General features: G+C 70.9%; 19 protein-coding genes. 6 read left to right on the forward strand and 13 right to left on the reverse strand.

Annotation, left to right across the window (positions count from 1 at the left end):
- Positions 1 to 64: 64 nt before the first annotated feature.
- Genes F3S47_RS10445 through ftsW form a run of 4 tightly spaced genes read right to left on the reverse strand, consistent with a single transcriptional unit; the run spans position 65 to position 3,972 of the window.
- Entirely contained in the window at positions 65 to 292 is a 228-nt protein-coding gene (locus F3S47_RS10445) for a hypothetical protein (protein ID WP_150445213.1), read from the reverse strand.
- The gene (murC, locus tag F3S47_RS10450) at positions 289 to 1,704 is read right to left on the reverse strand and encodes a UDP-N-acetylmuramate--L-alanine ligase (RefSeq protein WP_150445214.1); all 1,416 of its coding nucleotides are present in this window, start codon (positions 1,702 to 1,704) and stop codon (positions 289 to 291) included. Before murC ends, F3S47_RS10445 begins: the two co-directional genes overlap by 4 nt.
- 13 nt (positions 1,705 to 1,717) lie before the next feature.
- Positions 1,718 to 2,803, reverse strand: a complete 1,086-nt coding sequence (locus F3S47_RS10455) for a UDP-N-acetylglucosamine--N-acetylmuramyl-(pentapeptide) pyrophosphoryl-undecaprenol N-acetylglucosamine transferase (RefSeq protein ID WP_223877790.1) — start codon at positions 2,801 to 2,803, stop codon at positions 1,718 to 1,720.
- A 2-nt stretch (positions 2,804 to 2,805) separates the two neighbouring features.
- On the reverse strand, positions 2,806 to 3,972 hold the full coding sequence (gene ftsW, locus F3S47_RS10460; protein ID WP_150445215.1) for a putative lipid II flippase FtsW: 1,167 nt from the start codon (positions 3,970 to 3,972) through the stop codon (positions 2,806 to 2,808).
- A 406-nt stretch (positions 3,973 to 4,378) separates the two neighbouring features.
- On the opposite strand from ftsW, the gene F3S47_RS10465 reads away from it, so the two are divergent.
- Together F3S47_RS10465 and F3S47_RS10470 are read left to right on the forward strand one after the other, a co-directional pair.
- Positions 4,379 to 5,560 carry a BaiN/RdsA family NAD(P)/FAD-dependent oxidoreductase gene (locus F3S47_RS10465; protein ID WP_150445216.1) on the forward strand — a complete coding sequence of 394 codons (1,182 nt, stop codon included), beginning with the start codon at positions 4,379 to 4,381 and terminating at the stop codon, positions 5,558 to 5,560.
- 41 nt (positions 5,561 to 5,601) lie between these two features.
- The gene (locus F3S47_RS10470; RefSeq protein WP_150445217.1) at positions 5,602 to 6,525 is read left to right on the forward strand and encodes a DMT family transporter; all 924 of its coding nucleotides are present in this window, start codon (positions 5,602 to 5,604) and stop codon (positions 6,523 to 6,525) included.
- Here the strand turns inward: F3S47_RS10470 and F3S47_RS10475 are convergent.
- Positions 6,476 to 7,162, reverse strand: coding sequence for a thiamine diphosphokinase (locus tag F3S47_RS10475; RefSeq protein WP_150445218.1), 687 nt, complete (start codon positions 7,160 to 7,162; stop codon positions 6,476 to 6,478). The genes F3S47_RS10470 and F3S47_RS10475 overlap by 50 nt on opposite strands.
- A 140-nt stretch (positions 7,163 to 7,302) precedes the next feature.
- On the opposite strand from F3S47_RS10475, the gene F3S47_RS19395 reads away from it, so the two are divergent.
- Complete coding sequence (locus F3S47_RS19395; protein WP_191090154.1) at positions 7,303 to 9,489, forward strand: hypothetical protein; 2,187 nt, start codon at positions 7,303 to 7,305, stop codon at positions 9,487 to 9,489.
- 147 nt (positions 9,490 to 9,636) lie between these two features.
- Here F3S47_RS19395 and F3S47_RS10485 read toward each other — a convergent pair whose 3' ends face one another.
- Positions 9,637 to 9,858 (reverse strand): DUF2842 domain-containing protein, encoded by a 222-nt coding sequence (locus F3S47_RS10485; RefSeq protein ID WP_150445219.1) that lies wholly within the window; start codon positions 9,856 to 9,858, stop codon positions 9,637 to 9,639.
- Positions 9,859 to 9,868: 10 nt separating this feature from the next.
- Entirely contained in the window at positions 9,869 to 11,161 is a 1,293-nt protein-coding gene (locus F3S47_RS10490) for an adenylosuccinate synthase (protein WP_150445220.1), read from the reverse strand.
- A 177-nt stretch (positions 11,162 to 11,338) separates the two neighbouring features.
- Between F3S47_RS10490 and F3S47_RS10495 the strand changes: the two genes are divergently transcribed.
- The 3 genes from F3S47_RS10495 to F3S47_RS10505 all read left to right on the forward strand — a co-directional run bounded on the left by F3S47_RS10495 (position 11,339) and on the right by F3S47_RS10505 (position 15,015).
- Positions 11,339 to 12,721: an NAD-dependent succinate-semialdehyde dehydrogenase gene (locus F3S47_RS10495; RefSeq protein ID WP_150445221.1), complete on the forward strand. Its 1,383-nt coding sequence runs from the start codon at positions 11,339 to 11,341 to the stop codon at positions 12,719 to 12,721.
- Between the two features lie 112 nt (positions 12,722 to 12,833).
- The gene (gene secG, locus F3S47_RS10500) at positions 12,834 to 13,205 is read left to right on the forward strand and encodes a preprotein translocase subunit SecG (RefSeq protein WP_150445222.1); all 372 of its coding nucleotides are present in this window, start codon (positions 12,834 to 12,836) and stop codon (positions 13,203 to 13,205) included.
- A gap of 166 nt (positions 13,206 to 13,371) precedes the next feature.
- Entirely contained in the window at positions 13,372 to 15,015 is a 1,644-nt protein-coding gene (locus tag F3S47_RS10505) for a CTP synthase (protein WP_150445223.1), read from the forward strand.
- A gap of 51 nt (positions 15,016 to 15,066) precedes the next feature.
- Here the strand turns inward: F3S47_RS10505 and F3S47_RS10510 are convergent, their stop codons facing one another.
- From F3S47_RS10510 to F3S47_RS10535, 6 genes are all read right to left on the reverse strand, one after another.
- The gene (locus F3S47_RS10510) at positions 15,067 to 16,368 is read right to left on the reverse strand and encodes a hypothetical protein (RefSeq protein ID WP_150445224.1); all 1,302 of its coding nucleotides are present in this window, start codon (positions 16,366 to 16,368) and stop codon (positions 15,067 to 15,069) included.
- Positions 16,369 to 16,436: 68 nt separating this feature from the next.
- Positions 16,437 to 17,606, reverse strand: coding sequence for an HlyD family efflux transporter periplasmic adaptor subunit (locus F3S47_RS10515; RefSeq protein WP_150445225.1), 1,170 nt, complete (start codon positions 17,604 to 17,606; stop codon positions 16,437 to 16,439).
- A 1-nt stretch (position 17,607) separates the two neighbouring features.
- A complete protein-coding gene (locus tag F3S47_RS10520; RefSeq protein WP_396279910.1) occupies positions 17,608 to 19,821 on the reverse strand; it encodes an ATP-binding cassette domain-containing protein in 2,214 nt (737 codons plus the stop codon).
- Entirely contained in the window at positions 19,818 to 21,167 is a 1,350-nt protein-coding gene (locus tag F3S47_RS10525; protein WP_150445226.1) for a TolC family protein, read from the reverse strand. Before F3S47_RS10525 ends, F3S47_RS10520 begins: the two co-directional genes overlap by 4 nt.
- A gap of 64 nt (positions 21,168 to 21,231) precedes the next feature.
- Positions 21,232 to 22,998 carry a BapA prefix-like domain-containing protein gene (locus F3S47_RS10530; RefSeq protein ID WP_191090155.1) on the reverse strand — a complete coding sequence of 589 codons (1,767 nt, stop codon included), beginning with the start codon at positions 22,996 to 22,998 and terminating at the stop codon, positions 21,232 to 21,234.
- 164 nt (positions 22,999 to 23,162) lie between these two features.
- Positions 23,163 to 24,695, reverse strand: coding sequence for a phospholipase D family protein (locus tag F3S47_RS10535; RefSeq protein WP_150445228.1), 1,533 nt, complete (start codon positions 24,693 to 24,695; stop codon positions 23,163 to 23,165).
- Positions 24,696 to 24,697 lie beyond the last annotated feature (2 nt).

Below are 24,697 nucleotides of genomic sequence, written 5' to 3' on the forward strand. Positions count from 1 at the left end.
CGGATAGGAGCGCGGTTTGGCATCAAGATGGCAGCGTGGTCACGCCCCCGCGAGGGTCCGCCTCTCACAGCAGGCCGCCGGTCAGCAGCCTCCGCAGCGGCCGGACGGCAAGCCATCCGCCGCCCAGGGCCGCGAGACCGAGGGCCGCCTCGCCGGGATCGGCACGCATGTGAACCAGGAGCAGGACACCCGCCGCCAGGGCGAAGGCCCAGAAGAGCCGCGCGACGAGCCGCGACAGGCTCGCCGCCACGACCGCCACGGCGATCCAGAGGGCGATGCCCCCCGCCGTCACCCGCGCAGCCGCCCGGGGAGGCGGTTGGCCCAGGTCGAGATGGTCCCCGCGCCGAGGCAGACGACCATGTCGCCGTCGGAGGCCTGTTCCCGTACGAGCCGCGTGAGGTCGTCCTCGTCGACGATGGCGCGCGCGTGGCGGTGGCCCGCCCGGATCAGCCCTGCGACGAGGTCGTCGCGGGATGCGCCCTCGATCGGGTCCTCGCCCGCCGAGTAGACGTCGGCGATGGCCACCACGTCGGCCTCGTTGAAGCACTTGCAGAACTCGTCGAAGAGCGAGTGCAGGCGCGAGTAGCGGTGCGGCTGGTGCACGGCGATCACCCGTCCTTCGCTCGCCTGCCGCGCGGCCTTCAGCACCGCGGCGATCTCGACCGGGTGATGGCCGTAGTCGTCGATCACCGTGACGCCGTTGACTTCGCCCACCCGGGTGAAGCGACGATTCACGCCGCCGAACTTCGCGAGGGCCTCGCGGATCTCGTCGACCTTCATGCCGAGGTGCCGCGCCACGGCCACCGCCGAGAGCGCGTTCGAGACGTTGTGGTCGCCCGGCATCGGCAGGGTGCAGCCCTCGATGACGCGATCCTCCTTCTGGAGCGCCACGTCGAAATGGGCGATGCCCTTGGCGTAGGTAAGGTTGATCGCCCGCACGTCGGCCTGGGTGTTGAAGCCGTAGGTCACGACCCGCCGGTCGGTGATCCTGGAGACCAGCGACTGCACCTGCGGATGGTCGGTGCAGCAGACCGCGAGGCCGTAGAAGGGGATGTTTGAGACGAAGTCGTAGAAGCCCTGGTGCAGCTTCTCCTCGGTGCCCCAGTGCTCCATGTGCTCGGGGTCGATGTTGGTGACGATGGCGATGGTCGCGGGCAGGCGGTTGAAGGTGCCGTCGCTCTCGTCGGCCTCGACCACCATCCACTCGCCGTCGCCGCCGCGGGCGTTGGAGCCGTAGGCATGGATGATGCCGCCGTTGATGACGGTGGGATCGAAGTTGCCGTGGTCAAGCAGGGCCGCGACCATGGTGGTTGTCGTGGTCTTGCCGTGGGTCCCGGCCACCGCGATGTTCGACTTGAGCCGCATGAGCTCGGCCAGCATCTCGGCGCGGCGCACGACCGGCAGACCCTGCCGGCGCGCCTCGTCGAGCTCGACGTTGCCGGGCTTGATCGCCGAGGAGATCACGACGACCTGCGCCTCGCCGAGGTTCTCGGCCGACTGGCCCTCGAAGATATGCGCGCCGAGGCCGCGCAGGCGCTCGGTGATCGGCGAGGCCTTGAGATCGGAGCCCTGCACCACGTAGCCGTGGTTCAGCAGGATCTCGGCGATCCCCGACATCCCGATGCCGCCGATCCCGACGAAGTGGATCGGCCCCACGTCGAGGGGAAGTTTCGTGGGGGCCATCATCTGCAGGCTTCCGTCCATTGTCTCGAGTCCTTCACTGCCCGACCATGTTTTCGACCAGAGCGACCAGCCGGTCGGTCGCATCCGGTTTTCCTTGTGCCGCCGCCTCTCGCGCCATGCGCGCCGCGCCGTCCGGATCGCCCAGCACCAGCGCGATCTGCTCCGACAGCGGGGCCACCTCGAAGCGGCTCTCAGGCATCAGGATCGCGGCACCCGCCTCGGTCAGCGCCCGGGCGTTGGCGGTCTGCTCGTCCCGGATGGCGCTGGCCAGCGGCACCAGGATCGAGGGCCGTCCGATCACCGAGACGTCGGCGACGGTCGAGGCCCCGGAGCGGCAGATCACCAGCTGCGCCTCGGACATCCGCTCGGGCACGTCCGAGAAGAAGGTCTGGACGTCGGCGTCGATCCCCTGCTCGTAGTAATAGGAGGCAACCCGCTCCACGTCCTCTTCCCTGGCCTGATGGCTGACACGGACATGACGCCGGATGTCGCGGGGGAGTTCCGAAATCGCGGGCGGCACGATGTCCGACAGGATCCGCGCGCCCTGCGAGCCGCCGATCACCAGCACCGACATCGGGTAGTCGCCCGGCGGGATGTAGGGGGCGCCGGCCTTCTCCAGAACGGCGGCGCGCACCGGGTTGCCCACGTGCTCGGCCTCGACGCCCTCGGGCAGCTCGGTCGGCCATGTGCCGCAGGCGACGCGGTCGACGCGCTTGGCGAAGAGCGCGTTGACCCGGCCCAGCACACCGTTCTGCTCGTGGATCAGCGTCGGGATGCCCAGCGTCTTGGCCGCCGAGAGGGCGGGGATCGTGGGATAGCCGCCGAAGCCCGCCACGACCGCGGGCCGGTCGCGGCGCATGGACCGCCGGGCGGAGATCGCGCCGCCCAGGACCTTGAAGGGCACGCCCGCCTTGGCCAGCGGGCCGCCGCGCGCGAAGGTGGCCGAGGAGATGACCTCCTGCTCGACCGCCTCCGGGAAGCCGCCCGAGTAGCGCGCGCCGCGCGCGTCGGTCGAGAGCTTCACCCGCCAGCCGCGCGCCAGCATCGCCTCGGCGAGCGCCTGTGCGGGGAACATGTGGCCGCCGGTCCCCCCGGCGGCGATGACGAGTAGTGGCGCCAAGCCTAACGGCCCTTCCTGAACAGGATGTCTCCGATCTCGCCCTGCGGGCGGCTGCGCGTAAACGCCAAAAGCATCCCCACTGCAATGCCCGAGGCGATCACGGAGGAGCCGCCGTAGCTGACGAAGGGCAGCGTCATGCCCTTGGCGGGCAGGAGACGCACCGCGACGCCCATGTTGATCATGGCCTGGACGGCGAAGCTGCAGGCGAGCCCGGTTCCGGCGAGGCGGATGAAGGGATCGCGCTCGCGCATCAGCCGGATCAGCGAGCGGATCACCACGGTGCAGTAGAGCGCGATGATGACCAGCACGAGGATCAACCCGTATTCCTCGGCCGCCACGGCGATGATGAAGTCGGTATGCGCGTCGGGCAGCGACCACTTCACCGTGCCCTCGCCCACGCCGGTGCCGAAGAAGCCGCCCTCGCGGATGGCGTTGGTCGCGTAGCCGAGCTGGGTGCGGGGATCGACCTCGGGGCTCAGGAAGCCGTCGATGCGCCGCGCGAAGTGCTCGGACTGCTCGTAGGCCACCGCGCCCGCGGCCACCGCCGCTCCGGCGAGGCCCAGCAGCAGCGCCATCGGCGCGCCGGCCACGAAGTACATGATGCCCCAGGAGAAGAGCACCAGGCAGGCCTGGCCGAAGTCGGGCTGCATGGCGAGGAAGGCCACGATGATCAGCGCCAGCACGAAGGAATAGGTCCGCCCCGGCGGGCCGTTGAGCTCCTGGCTGGCGGCCATGAACCAGGCGGCGACGACGACGAAACCGGGCTTGAGGAATTCGGAGGGCTGCACCGAGGCGAAGCCCAGCGAGTACCAGCGCACCGCGCCCTTGCCGAAGTCGGTGCCGAAAACCGGCAGCAGCATCAGCGCCGCGAGCGAGGCCGCGAAGCCGATCACCGCCAGCCGCCGCACCAGCGTCGGCGACATCATCGAGACAGCCATCATCACGACCAGCGCGAGAGAGCCGAAGGCGAACTGCCGCGTCACGTAGTGAAAGGCGTCGAGCCCGTTCTTGGACGCGAGCGGCGGCGAGGCCGCGAAGCCCAGCAGGAGCCCGATCCCGAAGAGGATCAGGATGCAGGACATCGTCCATTTGTCGATCGTCCGCCACCACCGTGGGAGGACCGGGTCGCCCGCCGCAACGGGGAGGGTGCCATGCACCATTTCCGTCATGGACCACTGCCCTTCTGCTCTGCCTCTTCGCCCGGGTTGGCCCCGGAACTGATGGCCGGAGTCTAGCGGCTCCGGCGGGAGGTGACCAGAGAAAACGAATCATCGCGGGCCCGTCCCGGTGGAGTTTCGCCGCCTTCGGCGTCGATCCGCGCGGGGCCCGCGGCCCCGCGTCGGCAGGGCGGTGCTGCGCTGTACGGGCCTTTGGCGTTTCCCCATATGGGACCCGGGTTCGCCGCCTTCGGCGCCGACCCGCGCGGGGGCTCTGCCCCCGCACCCCCGCGATACGTGAAGACGATGAAGGAGCGGGAAAGGATTGCCATACGGATCAAAGGGTTAGGCCGCCGTCCAAATTTGGACGCTCCGGGAAAGCTTGCGCCTTGCGCGCCGAGAGGGCACCTCGCGGCGCATGGAGGTCAGGACCCTCATTCTCGGCGCCGGTGCGGCTGGCCTGTTCTGCGCGGCCCATGCCGGGCCGGGGACGCTCGTCGTGGACCACGCGCGGCGGCCGGGCGAGAAGATCCGGATCTCGGGCGGCGGGCGCTGCAACTTCACCAACACCGGGACCGTGCCGGAGCGGTTCCTATCGGAGAACCCGCACTTCGCGAAGTCGGCCCTGGCGCGCTACGGACCCTGGGATTTCGTCGACCTGGTCGGCCGCCACGGCATCGCCTGGCACGAGAAGACGCTGGGCCAGCTTTTCTGCGACGGTTCCGCGAAGCAGATCGTGGCGATGCTGCTGGACGAGGCCGCCCGCGCCGGGGCGACGGTCGAGACCGGCACCGAGGTGGGCGAGATCGCCCATGACGGCAGCGCCTTCCGCGTCGTGCTGGAACGCGAGGGGCGGCGGCGCGAGGTCGCGGCGCGGCACCTGGTGGTGGCCACGGGCGGCAAGTCGATCCCGAAGATGGGCGCCACGGGCCGGGCCTACGAGATCGCGACGCAGTTCGGCCTCGGCCTGACCGAGACGCGGGCCGCGCTGGTGCCTTTCACCTTTCCGGAGGGCCGCTTCGCGCCGCTTTCGGGGACCGCCCTGCCCGTCCGGGCCGCGGCGGGGGGCGCCGTCTTCGAGGAGGCGATGCTCTTCACCCACCGCGGGCTCTCGGGGCCGGCGATGCTGCAGTGCTCCTCCTACTGGCGCGAGGGAGAGGACCTGACGGTCGACCTCCTGCCCGGGCGCGACGCGGCGGAGGAGATCGCCGAGGCCAAGCGGACCCAGGGGGCGCGGCGGCTCTCGACCTGGCTCTCCGCCGCCCTGCCGACCCGGCTGGCCGAGAGCCTGGCCTCGGAGCTACCCGCAGAGCGCAAGCTGGCCGAGCTCTCGACCCAGGCGATCCGCGAGACCGCCGACCGTCTGCACGGCTGGACGCTCCGCCCCGGCGGCACGGAGGGCTACCGCACGGCGGAGGTCACCCTGGGCGGGGTCGCGACCGGCGGGCTCTCGTCGAAGACGATGGAGGCGAAGACCCTCCCCGGCCTCTTCTTCATCGGCGAGGCGGTGGACGTGACGGGCTGGCTGGGCGGCTACAACTTCCAATGGGCCTGGGCCTCGGCCCACGCGGCGGGGACCGAGATCGCCTCCCGCGGCTGAGGCACCTTTCCGCCGGGGCCGCTCCGGGCTATCCCGGCCCCATGCAACAGGACCGTCCCCTCGTCGGCATCGCCCTGATGACCGGCTTCTGCATCGCCGCGCCCATGGGCGACGCCTTCGCCAAGATCCTCGGCGCCATGCTGCCGCTGGGTGTGCTGCTGCTGATCCGGTTCCTGTTCCAGGGGGTGCTGCTCCTGCCGCTGGCGGCGCTGCTGCGCCGGGACCTGCGGTTGGGGCCGCGGCTGCTGCGGCTGACGCTGATCCGGACGGTGCTGCACATCGCAGGCATCGGCATGATGTTCGAGGCGCTGCGCTACCTGCCGCTGGCCGACGCCATCGCCATCGCCTTCGTCATGCCCTTCATCCTGCTGCTGCTGGGGTACCTGCTGCTGGGCGAGGAGGTCGGGCCGCACCGGCTCTCGGCCTGCGCGGTGGGCTTCCTCGGCACGCTCCTGGTGATTCAGCCGAATTTCACCGAGGTCGGGCTGCCGGCGCTGCTGCCGCTCGGGGTGGCGCTGAACTTCGCGCTCTTCATCCTGACGACACGGGCCATGGCCAAGGAGGTGGACGCGATCGCCATGCAGGGGATCTCGGGCCTCATGGCCATCGTGATCCTGGGCGTCATCCTGGCATTCGGGCCGGACTGGCCGATGCTGGAACTCTCGGCCCCGCCCGCGGAGGCCTGGCCCTTCATCCTGGGCATGGGGCTGATCGGCAGCTTCGGGCACCTGCTGATGACCTGGTCGCTGCGCTTTGCCCCGGCGGCCACGCTCGCGCCGATCCAGTACCTGGAGATCCCGGTCTCCACTCTGATCGGCTACCTCGTCTTCCGCGACCTGCCGGACGGGCTGGCGGCCGTGGGCATCGCGGTGACCATCGGGGCGGGGCTCTATATCGTCCAGCGCGAGCGCAATCTCAGCCGGCGCCAGGCCAGCCCCCTGCCCCCGGCGCCGCCAGCGAGCTGACCACCTCGGGCAGCGTCCGGCGCGGCAGGATCACGAGCATCAGCGGCGCGTCGAATGTCATTCGCACCGGGCCGGTCGCGGTGTTCGACGTTCCGATCCGGCCCCAGGGGGTGAAGTCCAGCCCCTCGATCGGCCAGCGCAGGCCCTCGGAGGTCCCGGCGACCCGCCCCATGGGAAAGAGCGACACCACCGTGCCGGGCGCGAGGTCGAGGGAGAGCTCGGGCGGGGCGAGGAAGACCAGGCTCTCGGGCCCCACGACCACGCAGCGGAGGTGCGCGAGGCGGACGAGGACGTTGAGCGCGGCGAGGTCGTGGTCGAAGCGCCCGCCGCTCAGGCCGACGGCCAGCACCAGCGGCGCGCGGATCGAGCGCAGCGCCTTGTCGAAGTCGGTCGTCTCCTGCTCGGAGATCTCGTGGAGCGCCTCCGCCAGCTCGGCGCGCGCGCCCTCGGAGATCGAATCCATGTCGCCGATCACGGCCTCTGGCCGGCGACCTGCGGCCAGCGCCGCATCGGCCCCGCCATCGGCCGCCACGAGGCGCGGCGCGAAGGGCAGAACGGTGCCCAGGTCCGCAGCCCCCAGGACTCCCCCTCCGATCAGCGTGACCGGTTCCGGACTGTCGACAATCGGCGGCTTCACGCGGAATTGACGCCGTTCCGCGTCCCATTCCTCAAAGTGGTCACGAAATAATCTCCGCTTCCTCCTCATCCCGTTCCGCATTCGGAACCAGTTTATGGTACCCAGAGTGTCGCCGGGTGGGAGAGAAAGCGAGTACCAGAATGGCAGAGCCGAGCAAGATTCTCACGGTAAGCTACGGGACCTTCTCGTGCACGCTCGAGGGATTCGACGACGCCTTCGACATGATGAAGGCGATTGCCGAGTATTTCCGCGATCTCGCTGCCGACGATCGCTTCTTCGGGGCCGAACCTGCGACGCCCGATCCGGACATGCTCGCCCGGATCGCAGAGCGCGAGGTGGAGCGTCGCGTCGATGCGCGGCTGGAGCAGGGCGGCTACGTCCTGCGGCCCGCCGCGCTGGCGGCCGGCGGTGGGGCGGAGGCTGCCAGCCGCCCCGCTGCCGAGGCCCCCGCGACGGAGGCTGCCGCGCCCCGACCGGAGGCCACACCTGAACCCCGCCCCGAAGCGGCGCCGGCCGAGACCGGCTCCGAAGGCGCCGTGAGCCGCACCATGGGCCGGGTGGATGCCGAGGCCGAGGCCCCTGCCCCCGCCGAACCGGTGGCCGATGAGCAGGTCGCCGAGGCCCCCGAGGCCGCGCCCGCCTCTGAGACGGAGACCGAGAGCGCCGAGGAGATCGTCGCCCGCGCCGCCCGGGAGCAGACGCCGGACGAGCCCGCCGTGGCGGAGACCGAGGACATGGCCATCGCGCCGCCGGAGGTCGCGACCGGGGCCGAGGTGTCCGAGCCTCTCGCCGAGCCGACCGAGGCCGAGGCGCCGGTCGAGGAGCCCGCGGAGGAGACGGCCGAAGAGCCTGTCGAGTTCGCCGCCGATGACACGCCCGAGCCCGAGATGGTTGAGCGCTCGGAAGCAGAGGCTGTTTCCGAATCGGAACCCGCCCCGGCGCCTGCCCCCGCCCGGGACGAGATCACCGGCGACTCGGTCGCGGCGAAGCTCGCCCGCATCCGCGCCGTCGCGGGCCGCGCCCCGGCCCCGGTCGCCGACGAGACCGAGGAAGAGGGTCCCGCCGTCGCCACCTCGTCCGCGCTCCAGGCGATCCTGAGCGAGGCCCGGGACGACGAAGAGGAAGAGAGCCTCGGCGCGAGCTTCGAGGCAGACCCCTCCGAGGAGGAGCCAGAGGCTCCGGAAGAGGAGCTGACCGAGCCCGAAGAGACGACCGCCGAAGCCGAGGACCAGGAGGCAGAGGAAGCCACCGGCACCGGACCGGAGGAGCCGGAGGAGGCCGAGCAGCTACAGCGCGAGCCGATCCGCGCCCGCGTCGTCCGGATGCGCCGCAGCGAGTTCGAAGCCCTGCACGGCGAGCCGGAGGACGAGACGGACGAGGCCGGCGCGGATCTCGCGCGGCTCGACGGGCTCGACGACCTGGACGACGACAGCGGCCAGGACACGGTGAGCGGTCTGTCCGCCGAGGACGAGGCCGCGCTCATGGAAGAGCTGGCCGAGGTCGAGCGCATGGACCGTCCGGAGGAGCCGGAGGACGAGGCGGAGACCGCCGAAACCGAAGAGGCTTCGGACGACGCGCCGGCCACGGGTCCGACGCCGGTGCCCGACTCGCATTCCGCCGACCGTCGTAGCCGGGCCGCCCTGCTCGCCCGCGCGCCGGAGGCCGACGAGGCCGGCATGAGCCGTATCCTCAGCGAGACCGACGCGCACATGCAGGAGCCCGAGGCCAATCGCCGCCGCGAGGCCATCGCGCACCTCAAGGCCGCCGTGGCCGCGACCGAGGCCGCGCGCCAGCTGGGCGAGAGCGGACGGGAGGACAACGGCGAGAACATGTTCCGCGAGGACCTCGACGAGGTCGTCCGGCCTCGCCACGTCGTGCGCCCGCAGACCCACTCCGAGCGCCCCCGCCCGGCGCCGCTCAAGCTGGTGGCCTCGCAGCGCATCGACGTCGCGCCGCCCGAGAACACCGGCCCGGTCATGCCGCGCCGCGTGCAGGCCGGCGCGATCGAGACGCCGGCCGTCATGGACGGCGAAGAGGCCGAACGCTTTGCCGCCTACGCGGCCGAGATGGGTGCGACCGGGCTGACCGACATGCTCGAGGCCGCGGCCGCCCACGCCGCCTTCGTCGAGGGCGCCGAGGACATCTCGCGCCCGCAGATGCTGCGGAAGGTGCAGGCCATCGTCACCGACGGCTTCAGCCGCGAGGACGGGCTGCGCGCCTTCGGGACGCTGCTTCGGCAGGGCCGGATCGAGAAGGTGCGCAACGGCCGGTTCCGCGTCTCCGCGCAGAGCCGTTTCAACCCGACCCGCGCAGCCTCCGGCGGCTGATCTGGCGGAGCGCCTTCGGCGCGCCGTGTGAGCCCGGCCTCGCCTTCGGCGAGCCCCGGGCGGATCGAGGGGCTCTGCCCCTCTGCGCCCTTCCGGGCGCATTCACCCCGCGATACGCAAAGACGGTGACAGGGGGGCACTTGGCCCTCAGTCCTCGTCCTCGGGAGCCTCGCGGCCCACGCCGGCGAAAACCCGTCGGAACGGCAGGGCCCAGAGCAAGCCGAGCGCGGCGTAGACCAGGAACTCCACCCAGATCGGCGGGCGGCCGAGCGCGTTGAGGATCGTCACCGCGAGCACGACGTAGACCGGCAGGCCCACCAGCAGGATGACGAGGGACCAGCGGCGTTTCTGCTTCTGCGTCAGGGCCATGGGGCTCCGGTCAGTCCGAGAAGGGGTCGGTCACGAGGATCGTGTCCTCGCGTTCGGGCGAGGTGGATACGAGTGCCACCGGGCAGCGGATCAGCTCCTCGATCCGGCGGACGTATTTGATCGCCTGGGCGGGGAGGTCGGCCCAGGAGCGCGCGCCCGCGGTGCTTTCCTGCCAGCCCGGCATGGTCTCGTAGATCGGCGTGACGCGGGCCTGCGCCTCGGCGGCGGTGGGCAGGTAGTCCAGTTCCTCGCCGTCGAGCTCGTAGCCCGTGCAGATCTTCAGCTCCTCGAAGCCGTCGAGCACGTCCATCTTCGTGAGCGCGATGCCCGAGACGCCGGAGATCGCGCAGGTCTGGCGGACAAGCGTGGCGTCGAACCAGCCGCAGCGGCGCTGCCGCCCGGTGGTCGTGCCGAACTCGTGGCCGCGCTCGCCGAGCCGCTTGCCGTCCTCGTCGAAGAGCTCCGTCGGGAAGGGCCCCTCGCCGACGCGGGTGGTGTAGGCCTTCACGATGCCGAGGACGAAATCGATGGCGCCGGGCCCGATGCCCGTCCCCGTGGCCGCCTGGCCCGCGATGACGTTGGAGGAGGTGACGAAGGGATAGGTGCCGAAGTCGATGTCGAGAAGAGCGCCCTGCGCGCCCTCGAAGAGGATGCGCCGGCCGGCGCGGCGCGCCTCGGTCAGCACCTTCCAGACGGGCGCGGCGTGGGCGAGGATGGCGGGCGCCACCTCGCGCAGCTTCTCGATCAGCGCCTCCCGGTCCACCGGGTCGAGGCCGAGGCCGGAGCGCAGGGCGTTGTGGTGCACCAGCGCGCGGTCGACGCGGCGCTCCAGCGTGGCGTCGTCGGCCAGGTCGGCCACGCGGATGACCCGCCGGCCGACCTTGTCCTCGTAGGCTGGGCCGATGCCGCGGCCGGTCGTGCCGATCTTGGCCACGGAATTCTGGTTTTCCCGCGCGCGGTCGAGCTCCCCATGGAAGGGCAGGATCAGGGGCGTGTTCTCGGCGATGAGCAGGTTTTCCGGCGTGATTTCCACGCCCTGGGCCCGGACCGAGGCGATCTCGTCGACCAGGTGCCAGGGGTCGAGCACCACGCCGTTGCCGATGACCGAGAGCTTGCCGCCGCGCACGACGCCCGAGGGCAGCGCGTGCAGCTTGTAGACCTCGCCCTCGACCACGAGCGTGTGGCCGGCGTTATGTCCGCCCTGGAAGCGGCAGACGATATCGGCCCGCTCGCTCAGCCAGTCGACGATCTTGCCCTTGCCCTCGTCGCCCCACTGGGCGCCCACGACGACCACGTTTGCCATTTGGCATCTCTCCCTGCCCGCAAAACCCGGCACCGTATAGGCCAAGCCGGAAGGCTCGGAAACCACCGATCTCGCGACGGCGTGACGCCACGTGCCGCACCGATCGTGACCCGGCCGGCGAACGCGGCCGGGGGCTCTGCGTTGGGCCGGCGAACCCGCAATGACGGAGCACCGGACATGACCGACCAGATCAGCACGATCAATCCGACCACCGGCGAGCAGATCGCCACCTACGACCTGATGACCGACGCCGAGTGGCAGTCGGCCGTCGACGCCTGTCACGAGGCCTTCCTCTCCTGGAAGGGCCGGAGCCTCGAGGACCGGGCCAAGGTCCTGAAGGGAATCGGCCAGGCCCTGCGCGACAACCAGGACGAGCTCGCCAAGCTGATGACCGAGGAGATGGGCAAGGTCCTGTCCCACTCCTACCAGGAGATCGCGCTCTGCGCCGCGATCTGCGACTGGACCGCCGAGAACGGCCCCAAGGAGCTCGCGGACGAGGAGCGCCCGCTGATGGGCGGGGAGAAGGGCATCGTCACCTATTCGCCCATCGGGGTGATCTACGGCATCCAGCCCTGGAATTTCCCGAGCTACCAGGTGATCCGCTACTCGATCGCGAACCTGATGGCGGGCAACGGCGTCCTGCTGAAGCATGCCGAGAGCGTCACCGGATCGGGCCTGCTGCTGGAGAAGATCTTCCGCGAGGGCGGTCTGCCCGAGGGACTCTTCACCGTCCTGCGCATCACCCACGACCAGTCCGACAAGATCATCGCCTACGACAAGGTCCGCGGCGTGACGCTGACCGGCAGCCCCGGTGCGGGCGGCATCGTCGCCGAGCAGGCGGGCAAGGCGCTGAAGAAATCCGTGCTCGAGCTGGGCTCCAACGACGCCTACATCGTGCTGGAGGACGCCGATCTCGACCAGGCGGTCGAGCAATGCGTCATGGGCCGCGTCTACAACAACGGCGAGACCTGCGTCTCGGCCAAGCGGTTCATCGTCGTCGACGCCCTCTACGACGCCTTCCGCGAGCGCTTCGTCGAGAAGATGAAGGCCCTAAAGTCCGGCGACCCGACGGCCGAGGATACCGACCTCGGTCCGATGGCCCGCGAAGACCTGCGCGACGGGCTGCACCAGCAGGTGCAGGACAGCGTGAAGAACGGCGCCAAGGCGACCGTCGGCGGCGAGATGCCGGGGGGCCCCGGCTTCTTCTATCCCGCCACCGTGCTCGAGGACGTGAAGCCGGGGCAGCCGGCCTACGACGACGAGCTCTTCGGGCCCGTCGCCTCGCTGATCCGCGCGAAGGACGCCGATGACGCCATGCGCATCGCCAACGACAGCCGGTTCGGGCTGGGCGGCGCGATCTTCTCGAAGGACGTGGAGAAGGCGACCCGGCTCGCGTCGGAGCATTTCGACACCGGCATGGTCTTCATCAACGGCTTCGGCCTCGCCGTGCCGAACATGCCCTTCGGCGGCGTGAAGGATTCGGGCTACGGCCGCGAACACGGCGGCTTCGGCATGAAGGAGTTCGTCAACGCCAAGGCGATCCAGGTGAAGGCGGCCTGAGGCCGTCGATGCGGCGGGTTCTCCGGGACCCGCCGCGCCCTTGATCCGGGGGTTGCGGCAGGGGGCGTCAGCCTCTAGATACGCCCCGTTCCGGAACCTCCGAAGGCCCGCAATGGAAACCGTCGTTCTCGTCGTCCACCTTCTCCTCGCGCTCACGCTGATCGGCGTCGTGCTGATGCAGCGGTCCGAAGGGGGCGGCCTCGGAATCGGCGGCGGTGGCGGCGCGGCGACGGGCCGGTCGGCCGGCACGGCCCTCGGCAAGGTGACCTGGGGCCTGGCGATCGCCTTCATCTGCACATCGCTCGCGCTGACGATCTTCGCGGCGCAGGACAGCACCGGCGGCTCGGTCCTCGACCGGATCGGCGCGCAGCCGGCTCCCGATGCCGACGGCGATGCGCCGGCGCTGCCGGGCTCGGACGGCCAGGGTCTCCTGCCGCCCACGCCCAGCGGCGAGAGCGACGCCCTGCTTCCGCAGGCCGACTGACGGACAGCCCACGATATGCTGGGATGATCCCGGCGGAACTCAACAGCATGTTGCGTCGGCGGTTGCGGGTCCCCGGCGAATCCGGTTATCCTTAAATCCCGTGATACCGGTGCCCCGGGCGCCGGTTCCGACTTGCAGGCAGGAGCATCACGGGGGTTTCCACGGCATGGCGCGTTTCGTCTTCATCACCGGCGGTGTGGTCTCTTCGCTGGGCAAGGGCCTGGCTTCGGCCGCGCTCGGCGCCCTGCTTCAGGCCCGCGGCTTCACCGTGCGGCTGCGCAAGCTCGACCCCTACCTGAACGTCGATCCCGGCACGATGAGCCCCTTCGAGCACGGCGAGGTTTTCGTGACCGACGACGGGGCGGAGACGGACCTCGACCTCGGGCACTACGAGCGGTTCACCGGCGTGCCGGCCCGCAAGACGGATTCGGTCTCCTCGGGGCGCATCTACTCCAACGTGCTGGAGAAGGAGCGCCGCGGCGACTACCTCGGAAAGACGATCCAGGTGGTTCCGCACGTCACCAACGAGATCAAGGACTTCATCGCCATCGGCGAGGACGAGGTCGATTTCATGCTCTGCGAGATCGGCGGCACGGTCGGCGACATCGAGGGCCTGCCCTTCTTCGAGGCGATCCGCCAGTTCTCCCACGACAAGCCGCGCGGCCAGTGCATCTTCATGCACCTCACCCTGCTGCCCTATCTCGCCGCCTCGGGCGAGCTGAAGACCAAGCCGACCCAGCACTCGGTCAAGGAGCTTCAGAGCATCGGCATCGCGCCCGACATCCTCGTCTGCCGGTCCGAGCAGCCGATCCCGCAGAAGGAGCGCGAGAAGATCGCGCTTTTCTGCAACGTCCGCCCCGATGCCGTCGTGCCGGCCTACGACCTGAAGTCGATCTACGAAGCGCCGCTGGCCTACCACCGCGAGGGGCTCGACCAGGCGGTCCTCGACGCCTTCGGCATCTCCCCCGCCCCGCGCCCGAACCTGGAGCGCTGGTACGACGTGGCCGACCGGATCGAGAACCCCGAGGGCGAGGTGAAGGTGGCCATCGTCGGCAAGTACGTCCAGCTCGAGGACGCCTACAAGTCGATCAAGGAGGCCCTGACTCACGGGGGCATGGCCAACCGGGTGAAGGTCGAGGTCGAATGGGTCGACGCCGAGCTCTTCGAGCGCGAGGACGCCGCGCCCCATCTCGAGGGCTTTCACGCGATCCTCGTGCCCGGCGGCTTCGGCGAGCGCGGGACCGAGGGCAAGATCAAGGCCGCCCAGTTCGCCCGCGAGCATCGCATCCCCTACCTCGGCATCTGCCTCGGCATGCAGATGGCGGTGATCGAGGCCGCGCGGAACGTGGCGGGCGTCAAGACCGCGGGCTCCGAGGAGTTCGACCACGAGGCCGGCAAGAAGCGCTTCGAGCCGGTGGTCTATCACCTCAAGGAATGGATCCAGGGCAACCACACCGTCGAGCGGACGGTCGAGGACGACAAGGGCGGCACCATGCGTCTCGGCGCCTATGACGCCGTGCTCGCCGAGGGCAGCAAGGTGGCCGAAGTCTATGGCGGCACCGCCATCGAGGAGCGCCACCGCCACCGCTACGAGGTCGACACCAAGTACCGGGAAAAGCTGGAGAATGCCGGCCTCGCCTTCTCCGGCATGAGCCCCGACGGACGGCTGCCCGAGATCGTGGAATGGGCCGACCACCCCTGGTTCATCGGCGTGCAGTTCCACCCGGAACTCAAGTCCAAGCCCTTCGCCCCCCATCCGCTCTTCGCCGATTTCGTCCGCGCGGCGGTGGAGACCTCCCGCCTCGTCTGACGCGCCGCCGTCACCGTGGGGTGGGGTTCCACCCCACCGCCCCCTTGTCCGTCACCCCGACGACAAGGTTTCCGCCACGCTCCGCACCCGCTCCAACTCCACGAGCGCCTCGACCACCCGGACCGCCTCCGCGGCCCGCTCCGAGAGCGACTCCTCGAGCGCCCGGAGCCCGGCCTCCGCTTCGTCGAGGATCAGCCCGTCGGTCAGCGTGCAGGGCCCCTCGCGCCAGGGATAGACCCCGAGACGGTCGAGCATGACGCCCTCCGTCGGCGCGCCCAGGAGCGGCACGGGCGGAGTCTGCCCGAGGCTGCCGCTCTGGTAGTAGTCACCGCCGAAGGGCAGCACGAAGCTCTGCGCGGTTTCGTCGACCAGCGCGTATTCCGCCGCAGCCGGGGCAAGTTCCTCCCCGCTCACGCTCAGCGTCGCCCCCAGCCAGATCAGCTCATAGGGATCGCCGGGCACCGGCGCGCCTGCGGCGCGGAACTCGGCCTCGTCCTCCACGAGGTCATCCAGCGGCTCGTAATGGACGAAGGGCGCGACACGTCCGCCGAAGAGCCGCGCGCGGTCCCGGTTCAGACGGCAGTTGAAGTAGACCGTCGCCTGCCCCGCCCCCGCCTGCGCATCGAGGTAGCGCAGACCGCCGTCGAAATGCGCGCGGAGACCGGCCAGGATCAGCGGCGCGCCCTCCTCGGCCAGAAGCTCGTTGAGCGCAGGCGGCAGGCTGTCGTGGCGGGAGAGGTCGAGTTCCACCGGGTCGATTTCCAGCGTCTCGGCCAGGGAGGCGAGCAGGTCCGAGCGCGCATTCCCGGAGGCCGAGCCGGGGCTCCCCGCAGAGAGCGTGGCGTAGTAGCGGGCATAGGCCTCCCTCAGGAGCGCGCGCTCCGCCTCCGGCGCCTCCCGCTCGGCCAGCACGCCCATGTGCACGCTGCGCGCACGCTCCAGCAGGGCGACGGTCGCGGCCGAGACGGGCGTGGCCGCGAGTTCGCTCGCGGTGCGGCGCAGGATGGTGTCGATCTCGGCCAGTTCGGCGGAGCAGTCGGCGGCGCTCTGGCGGCAGGTCTCCAGCCGCAGGGCGGCGCCCGCCACGGTGCGCTGCACCCGCCGCAGCTCGAAGGCATCGAGCCGCTGGTCGAGCAGGCCCGCCATCTCGGGGGCCGAGATCTGGCGGTCGATCAGCGCGGTCAGTTCCCGGTCGAGATCCTGCGCCGCTTCGGTGACCGACCCCGTGCGCTGGTCCTCCCGCAGGTCGAGCGCGAGCCGCGCGATGCGCAGGGCGAGATCGACGGTCTGGGCCTCCGCCGCCGGCGCGGCGGCGAGGACGGCAACGAGGGCGGCGCGGCGGAACAGGCGCATGGGAGTCCCCACTGGTCGGACACGGTTCGGCCGGAAGGTAGGCGCAGGCCAGTCCGCCCACAATGGGCTCAGGGCTCGCGCAGCGCCTCCCGCGCCCGCCAGAGCGGCTTGGTCAGGTAGTCGAGGACCGTCCGGCTCCCGGTATGCAGCTCGACGGTCGCCTGCATCCCCGGCCGCAGCGCGATGCCCTGCTGGCGCCCGGTCAGCGCGTCCCGGTCGATGGAGACGGTCACCCGGTAATGCGTCTGCGCCTCGGGATCGGAGTCGTCGCGGAAGGTATCGGCCGAGACCATCTCGACCCGCCCGTCGAGCGTGCCGTGAATCGTGTAGTCGTAGGCGGAGAGCTTGATCGTCGCGCGCTGCCCGGGGACCACGTTGGCGATGTCCTTGGGCGCGACCTGCGCGTGGAGCGTCAGCGCCTCCCCGGCCGGGATGATCTCGAAGATTTCCTGCCCCGGTCCGATCACGCCGCCGATGGTCGTCACGCCAACCGCGTTGACGATCCCCGCCATGGGCGAGCGGATGCGCGTCCGCTCCAGCCGGTCCTCCGCGAGCCGCAACTCCTGCCGCAGACGGTTCAGCTCCACCAGCGTCTCGGAATAGGCCGAGGCGCGGTCGAGCTCGGCCTTGCTGACGATCTCGTTCAGGCGGTTGCGGGCGTCGGTATGGGCCTTGCGCGCCTCGGTCACCTCGAAGAGCGCGACGATTTCGCGGGCGAGCAGGTCTTCCAGCGTTTCCAGCTCCCGCCCGGTTTCCTCCACCAGCTCGCGGGCGCCCTCGGTGCGGGTGGTGTAGTCCGACTGGCGCGCGGAGAGGAGCGCGCCTTCGGACGCGACGATCTCGGGCGCGATGGCGCGGTGGCGATCCGGAACCTCGAATTCGAAGGCACCGGCCATCTCCGCCTCGAGACGCAGCCGGCGGATGTCCGTCGCGGCGATCTGGTTGCGCAGGTCGTCGACCCGGGTGGCGAACTCGGTGCCCTGAAGGCGGGCGAGCAGGTCACCGGTCCGAACCCGGTCGCCTTCCGAGACATGCAGCTCGGCCAGGATCCCGCCCTCGAGGTTCTGGACGATCTGCGGGCGTTCGGCGCTGGCCACCGCGCCGCGGGCGCGCACGATCTCGTCGAGTGGTGCCACGCTGGCCCAGACAAGGAAGGTCGCCAAGGCGGCCGCCACCAGCCAGATCAGGCGCGAGGCCCCGGTGGCCCGGGCATGGAGCTCGGTCTCGACCGTTGCCAACTCAGGCCCCCTTCCGCGCCTTGAGGTGAGCCATCACCTCGTCCCGGGGTCCGTCGACCGCCACCCGGCCCTGCTGCAGGATGACCGTGCGGGTGCAGAGCGACAGGATCGGCAAGCGGTGGGTCGCGAGCACCGCGGTGCGCCCCTCCAGCCAGCCGTCGAGCCGCGAGACGAGCGTCGACTCCAGCGTTTGGTCGAGCGCGGCGGTGGGTTCGTCCAGCAGCACGACCGGCGGGTCCTGCAGCCAGAGCCGCGCCCAGCCGATGGACTGCCGCTGCCCTGTCGAGAGCCCTGCCCCGCCGTCGGCGATCAGCAGGTCGAGCCCCTTGGGGTGACTACGGACGAAGGGGCCGAGCCCTGCGAAGTCGAGTGCGGCGAACAGGCGCTCGTCGTCGCGGACGAGACCGGTCATGTCGAGGTTCTCGCGCAGGCTGCCGGCGAAGAGGCGGATGTCCTGCCCGAGGTAGCCGATCCCCCGGCGCAGGTCGCGGGGCATGATCTGGCCCATGTCCACGCCGTCGATAAGCACCCGACCGCTCGCGGGGCGGCCGAGGCCCGAAAGCAGCCGAAGGAGGGTCGACTTGCCTGAGCCGTTGGGACCGAGCACCGCGACCCGCTGCCCGGGCAGGATCCGCAGCGCGGGGATGTCCAGCGTCGCACCGCCCTCCTCGTCGTAGGCGAAGCGGACCTCGCGCAGATCGAAGGCCCCGGTGAGGTTCTCGCGCCGCAGGTAGCTCCGGCCCTCCGCCCGGTGCTGCTCGGCCTGCGCGATGGGATCCAGCGCGTCGAGCGCCGCACGCACGTTGGCCCAGCGGGCGAGCGTACCGGCAAGCTGTGTCAGCGGACCGAGGGTGCGGGAGGTCAGGATCCCGACCGCGATGATCGTGCCGACGGTGTAGTCGCCCCGGAACACGAGCGCGGTCCCGGCGACGACGGCGCAGACGTAGGTGGCCTGCTGGACGCCCTGCGCCCAGAAGGTCAGGCCCGAGGCCAGCCGCCGCTGCCCGGAGGTGGCGAGGGAGCCGAGCGCCGTCAGCTCGCCCCAGACCCGCCGTACCCGATCCTCGCCGCGATGGGCCTTCACCGTGTCGGCGTCGTAGACGACCTCGTGCAGCAGCCGGTTCGACTTGGCCGCCGCACCCTGGGTCTCGCGCGTCAGCCGCATCATCCTGCCCTGCAGGAAGAGCGAGGGCAGCACCATGAGCGCACCCCCCGCGACCAGCACCCAGACCACCGGCCCGCCGATGGACCAGACGAGAGCGAGGAAGAGCAGGAGGAACGGCAGATCGGCGACGGTGCCGATGGTCGAGGCGGTGAAGAACTCGCGGATCGCGCCGAATTCGCGCACCGCCGAGAAGGTGGCCGAGGGCGGCGCGGCGCCCGGGTCGCGGCGCATGCCGAGCAGCCGGTCCATGAGCATCGACTGGATGCGCAGCTCGATCCGGCGGCCGGCGCTGTCCATGAGTCGCGCGCGGGCGATCCGCAGCAGCGCCTCGAAGACCAGCGCGAGCCCCGCCCCCGCCGCCAGCACCCAGAGCGTCGACCAGGACTGGTGCGGGATCACCCGGTCGTAGACCTGCAGCGAGAACAGCGCGACGGCGACGGCCAGCAGGTTCGCGACCAGCGAGGCCACGGCGACCTCGCCGAAGTAGCGCGAGAGCCCGCGCATCTCGCTCCAGAACCAGTGGGCGGTTTGCCCCCCGGTGGCGTGGCGCCGAGAGAGCTCCTCCGTCTGCAGCCCGGCGCGCAGAAGCGTGCCGCTGAAATGGGGCGCGAACTCCGCAAGCGGCACCTCCGCGCGGTTGTCCGCGCAGGTCCTGTCGTAGAGGAAGAGCGTCTCGCCCTCCTGCCCCAGCACGAGCAGGATCTGCCCGGAGGTCATCTCGGCCAGCGCGGGCCAGCTTTCCGCCCGCGCGGCCTGCCCGCTCCGGATGTCGGCCCAGAGACCGGACCCGGAGAGCGCGCGTGCGATATCGGACAGGCCCGGCTCCTGCCCCGGTTCCGGACGGAGCGCCTCTAGCACGTCGGCCTGCAGGAGCTCAGCGCCCAGCAGGGCGGCATAGGTCGTGGCGAGATCGGCGCGGCGGCGCGTCCGGTCGGTGATCTCGGGATCGGGGCGCGGGACGGGGTCCACGGGCCCGGAGGCATCGCTCTCGGGCATGGCCCGGCCTGTGCGCGTGGCGGTCAGGTCGAAGGCGATGACCGGCCCGCTCACATCCGCTCTCCGTCGACGAGCACCCCGGCCCGGGCCGCCAGGCGTAGCCGGAGCAGCTGCGCCTCGCGCGCCGCCGTCACGGCCTCCCGCTCGGCGCGCACGGTCGCCTCGAAGGCTCCGATCACCTCGGTGACGCTCTTCCGCCCGGCCTCGAACTGGGCCTGCTGGAGCCGCCAGGTCTCCCCGGCCTGACGCGCCAGGTCGGCAGCCTCCGTCGCCCGGCGCTCGGCGGAGGCGAGGCGGCCGGTCATCTGGCCGAGTTCGCGCGCTGCGGTCTCCCGCGCCTCGGCGAGTTCGCCCTGCGCCGCCTCACGCGCCGCGTCGATGGCCTGCATCCGGGCGCGGGTGCCGAGGCCGAAGCCCTCGCCGCCCGCGGTCAGTCCGCCGGAGCCGCCGGCCAGGTCGGCCCCGGCGCCGACGCCCGGCAGTTGCCCGGCCCGCGCGACCCGGGCCTCGGCCTCGGCGCGCTGGGCCTCCGCCTCGGCCTTCAGGACCGAGAGCGGCGCTGTACCGGGGGGCGGCTCGGAAACGGGCGAGAGCCCGGAAAGACCGCCCACGGGGCCTGCCGCCATCGCCTGAAGTTCGGCCAGCGCGGTCGCGGCGACCTCCCGGTCGGTGGCGAGCTCGGCCTCCATCCGCGAGAGCTTCTGTCCGACGACCTGCCGGTCAGCCCGGTCGGAAACGCCGGCCGCCATCCGCTCTTCCATGACGTGGTCGAAGCGGCGCATCCGGACCAGCGCGGCCTCGGTCACCGCCGCCCTGCCCCGCGCGGCCTCGGCCTCGAGGTAGAGCTCGAGCGCGGTCAGCACGCGGACGTTGGTGTCCTGCGCCAGCCGCACCGCGGCGACCTCCACGTCGGCCCGGGCGTAGTCGCGCTCGGCCACACGCCCGCCGTGGTCGTAGAGCACCGCGTCCAGGAGCAGGGAACTCGCCACCGCGCCGAGCGAGGTCAGGCTGACCTGTGGCCCGATCCGTGGGAGCCAGTTGCGCTGCGCCGCCTCGGACCGCAGCGCGGCGGCCCGGAGTTCCGCCTCGGCGCTCCGGCTGTTGGCGGCCAGCACCGCGTCGGCAACCTGGCGCAGGGGACCCGGCGCGAGGACCGAGCGGCGTGCGAGCAGCGCGGAAATGGTCTCGGAGGTCGAGCCGTCCTGCATCGCGGGATCGAGCGCCGGGGCCTCGTCTGCCCGCGGCGTCTCGTCCCGCCCCAGCACGCCGAAAGCCGAGCGCGTCACCTCGACCGGACCGCCGCCCGAGCGCGCCTCCTCGCCGCCGCCCCCGCACCCCGCGAGGACGAGCGCCGCGAAGAGCGCCGCCAGTGATCTGCCGTTCTGTCCCTCGTGCCTCACGCGGCTTGCCTCTTGCCGGTCGGGTCGTGGTCGGACGGCCCGAACCGGGCCGCCGGATCCGACCTCAGGTGACGACCACGATGTCTTCGTCCACGAGCACCCGCCCGCCGTCGTCGCCGAGCGTGTAGACATCGTAGGTCTCGTCTCCGATCGCCTGGCTGTCGCCGGTGGCCTCTGCCCCGGTCATCGTGACGGTGTCGTCGGACCCGCCGTGGATCGTCAGGTCGTTGCCGTTCTTCGAAAGGGCCGCGAGGTCCTCCGCCGTCAGCGTGAGCTCGCTGTCGAGCGCGAAGGCCAAATCGATGCCGCCCAGGTCGAAGTCCGAGAGCCCCGGCGCCGAGAGATCCACCAGGTCGGTCCCCGCCTCGTCGAGTACGAAGAGCGTCGCGTTCTGGTTGCCCGCCGCATCGGTGGAACTGATCACGAGCTGGCTGCCGTCCGGAACGGGCGTGTCGAAGACGAGGTCCATCTCCTCGGCGTAGTCCGGGTCGGGCCGGGCGCGCAGGCCAAGGTCCTCGGAGGTGCCGTCACCATGGAGCGCGGTCACGGCGAGACCCTCGTGCGCCTCGGTGATCCCGATGGACCTGAGGGCATCGCTCGACCGGTCCAGCGAGGAGACCAGCGGGATCTCGGGGACATCGGTATCCACCTGCACGGTGCCCGTCGTCGTGGCGGAGTTGCCGGCCGCGTCGGTCGCGGTGGCCGTCACCTCGAGCTCGTAGGTCCCCATCGCGACATCGCCCGCGGGGAGATCGAGTGACCAGCTCTCGCCCTCGACCTTGGCGGTATAGCTCTTGCCGCTCACGGTCACTTCGACCGTGCTGCCCGCCTCGGTCGTACCGGTGAGCGTGACCCCGTCGCTGCGCTCGGCGGCATTGACGATGCCGTCGGTCTCCACCTTTTCGGCTTCGAAGGTGACGACGGTGACGGTGTCGATCACAACGACGTCCTGCGCCGCGGCAGAGCCCTTCTCGGTCGTGATCGTGACGGTCGCCGGAAGCTCGTACTCGCCGTCCTCGAAGGTGCCCTTTTCATAGGTGACCGACCATGCGCCGGACTCGTCGACGGTGGTCGTGGCGGTCTGGCCGCCGACCTCGACGGTGATCTCGCCGCCAGCGGTGCCGGTGCCGGTCACCGTCAATCCGTCGGCCATGTCCTCGGCGTTGACGAGGTGACCGGTCGAGCGGGTGCCCGAGCCAATGGCTACGTCCGGGCCGCCGTCGGTTTCGGTCGAGGTGCTGATCCCCTGTTCGTCGCCGCCGTCGTCCTGGTCGCTGCTGCGGCCGAGGCTCTGTCCCAGCACCGCCGCGCCGCCGGCGGCGGCGCCCCAGCCCAGGGGCCCGATGGCGCCGATCCCGCCGACCAGTGGATTGACCAGCATGCCGACCATACCGGCGTTCTCGTCGTCGTTGCCGACTCCCAGCGTGGCGTCGTCGGCCAGCAGCTCGGGTCCGCGCAGGAAGAAGAAGGCGTCGTCCGGGTTGAACTTGCCGAAGTCGCCGGTGTCTTCGAAGCTCGCGTAGTAGGCGTCGCCCTCCCCGGGGACCAGCTCGACATAGTGAAGCCCGCCGCCCGCGGAGACGTAGACCTGCGCGACCTGCGTGCCGTCGGCGGCGAAGTAGCCCTGGACGGTCAGCACCTCGCCATTGGCGAGCCTCACGACGAGGGTTTCTCCCTGACGCGCGAAGGAGGCGATCTGGCCGGGATAGAGGTTGAGAGAGACCTCGGACCCGCGGGGCAGCGCGATGCTCGCGCCGGTGGCCGCGGTGTCGATGGACCCACGGTCGAAGTTGCCCGCATAGTCGCGGACAACGAACTCAATCGTTGACATGTGACGCTCCGCCTCAAGGTGCTCCGCCATCGTTTTCCGGGCGAAGCTTTGTAGATTACCCAGACGTTAACTTTGGGGACTGCCCAGATCCAGCCACATTATCAACGCAATCCGACCCGATCTTCATGCGTGCCCTTCATGTCACGGCGGCGTGAACAGTCCGCCTAGACCATGCCCTCGGGCATACCGGGCAGGTTGCGGCCGAACCGGCGGGCCGGCGCAACGTCGTAGGGCAGCAGCAATCCCTTGCGGTCTTCGGGCGCGCGGTCCCTGTCGGCCTTGGATGCCGAGCGCACCGCGTCGACGATCTGCTCCCCCGTGCCCTCGGTCCGGAAGACCCGGTCGGGACCGGCCCAGTGGGCCAGGCACCGCTGCTGAAGCGTCGCCGCGAGCTCCGGATCGCGGAGACGCAGGCCGGCCTCCGTGTCCCAGCCCAGGCTGCGGCCGTTGAGGTTCGCCGAGGAGACGATGCCGGTCGCGCCGTCGAAACAGGCGATCTTGGCGTGGACGTAGATGATCGGCGCCCCGTCGAGGTGATCGCGCCGCGTGCGCCGCTCGCCCGAAGCGGCGGCCCGGGCGGGCGCGGCGAAGAAGCAGCGCTCGCCGAAGGCCCGGCTGATCCGGGCTATGGCCCGCGCCTGCAGGAACTCGCCGTAGCGCGCGTCGAGATCCTTGTTCCCCTCGAAAGCCACGTCCTCGGGAGCCGCGGGCAGGATCGCCAGCAGGTGGAGCGAGGGGTTCCGCTCAGCCGCCTTCACGAGGGCGGAGGCGATCTTGCGCGAGCGCAGGAACTGCGTCTCGATGTAGATGAAATCCTCGGCCGACCGGATGCCGTCCAGATGCGCCGTGCAGAGCTCCTTCACGAGGTTCTTCGGCGAGACCGACCAGAAGGGCGTGCGGCGGCGGCGGACCGAGATCGTCCGCAGGAAGTCGTCGCGCTGCGGGGGCACCGATTTCGGCTGCTGGAAATGCTCCAGGTGTTCCCGGGCGATCCGGACCACGTCGCCGCGCGTGAGCACCTGCACGTCGTGCCAGGTCTTTTCCGGCGCGCGCTCGTGGGTCGGCGTGTCGTAGCGCCGCTCGTCCAGGTCCAGCCCGCCGATGTAGAGCCACTCACGGTCGATCACCGCGAGCTTCTGGTGGTGGGTGGCCGGGATCAGCTCGGGCGGAGGCCAGCGCCGCGGACGCGTGCCGTTGTCCGTCAGCAGCGGCCGCAGGCCGGGGCTCAGGCGCAGCGCTTCCTCGCGGGCGGTCTCGTCGAGTTTCGCGAGCTTCTTCGCCTCGGCCTTCAGCTTGCTCATGATCTTCGGCCAGAAGAGGAGCCGCGCCATCCCTCCGGTCCGCGCCGGGTGCATCAGCGCCTTGGCAGTGAGGAGATGCGGTTTGCCCGAGATCTCGGCCGCCGCCCAGAGCGCCCGCAGGCTGGCCCAGGTTTGCCGGTGCAGGTCGGGCCGCGCCACCGGATCGAAGTCCGTGAGCAGTAGCGTGATCGCCACCCCGTCCGCCAGCTTGGCGGCGATCAGTTCGAACCAGTCCTTCCCCAGCGCGCGCCCGGCCTTCGAGCGCAGCCTCGTGAAGGGATCGAAAATCCGGAAGGAGGCGTAGATCTCGCTTTGCGCCGCGGCGACCTTCTCCTCGAATGCGGGATAGGCCTCCTGAGCGGTCAGCAGGATCCGGGTGTCTACGAGAGAAGCCATCT

Source organism: Histidinibacterium aquaticum (assembly GCF_008710275.1).
Classification (GTDB): domain Bacteria; phylum Pseudomonadota; class Alphaproteobacteria; order Rhodobacterales; family Rhodobacteraceae; genus Oceanicola; species Oceanicola aquaticus.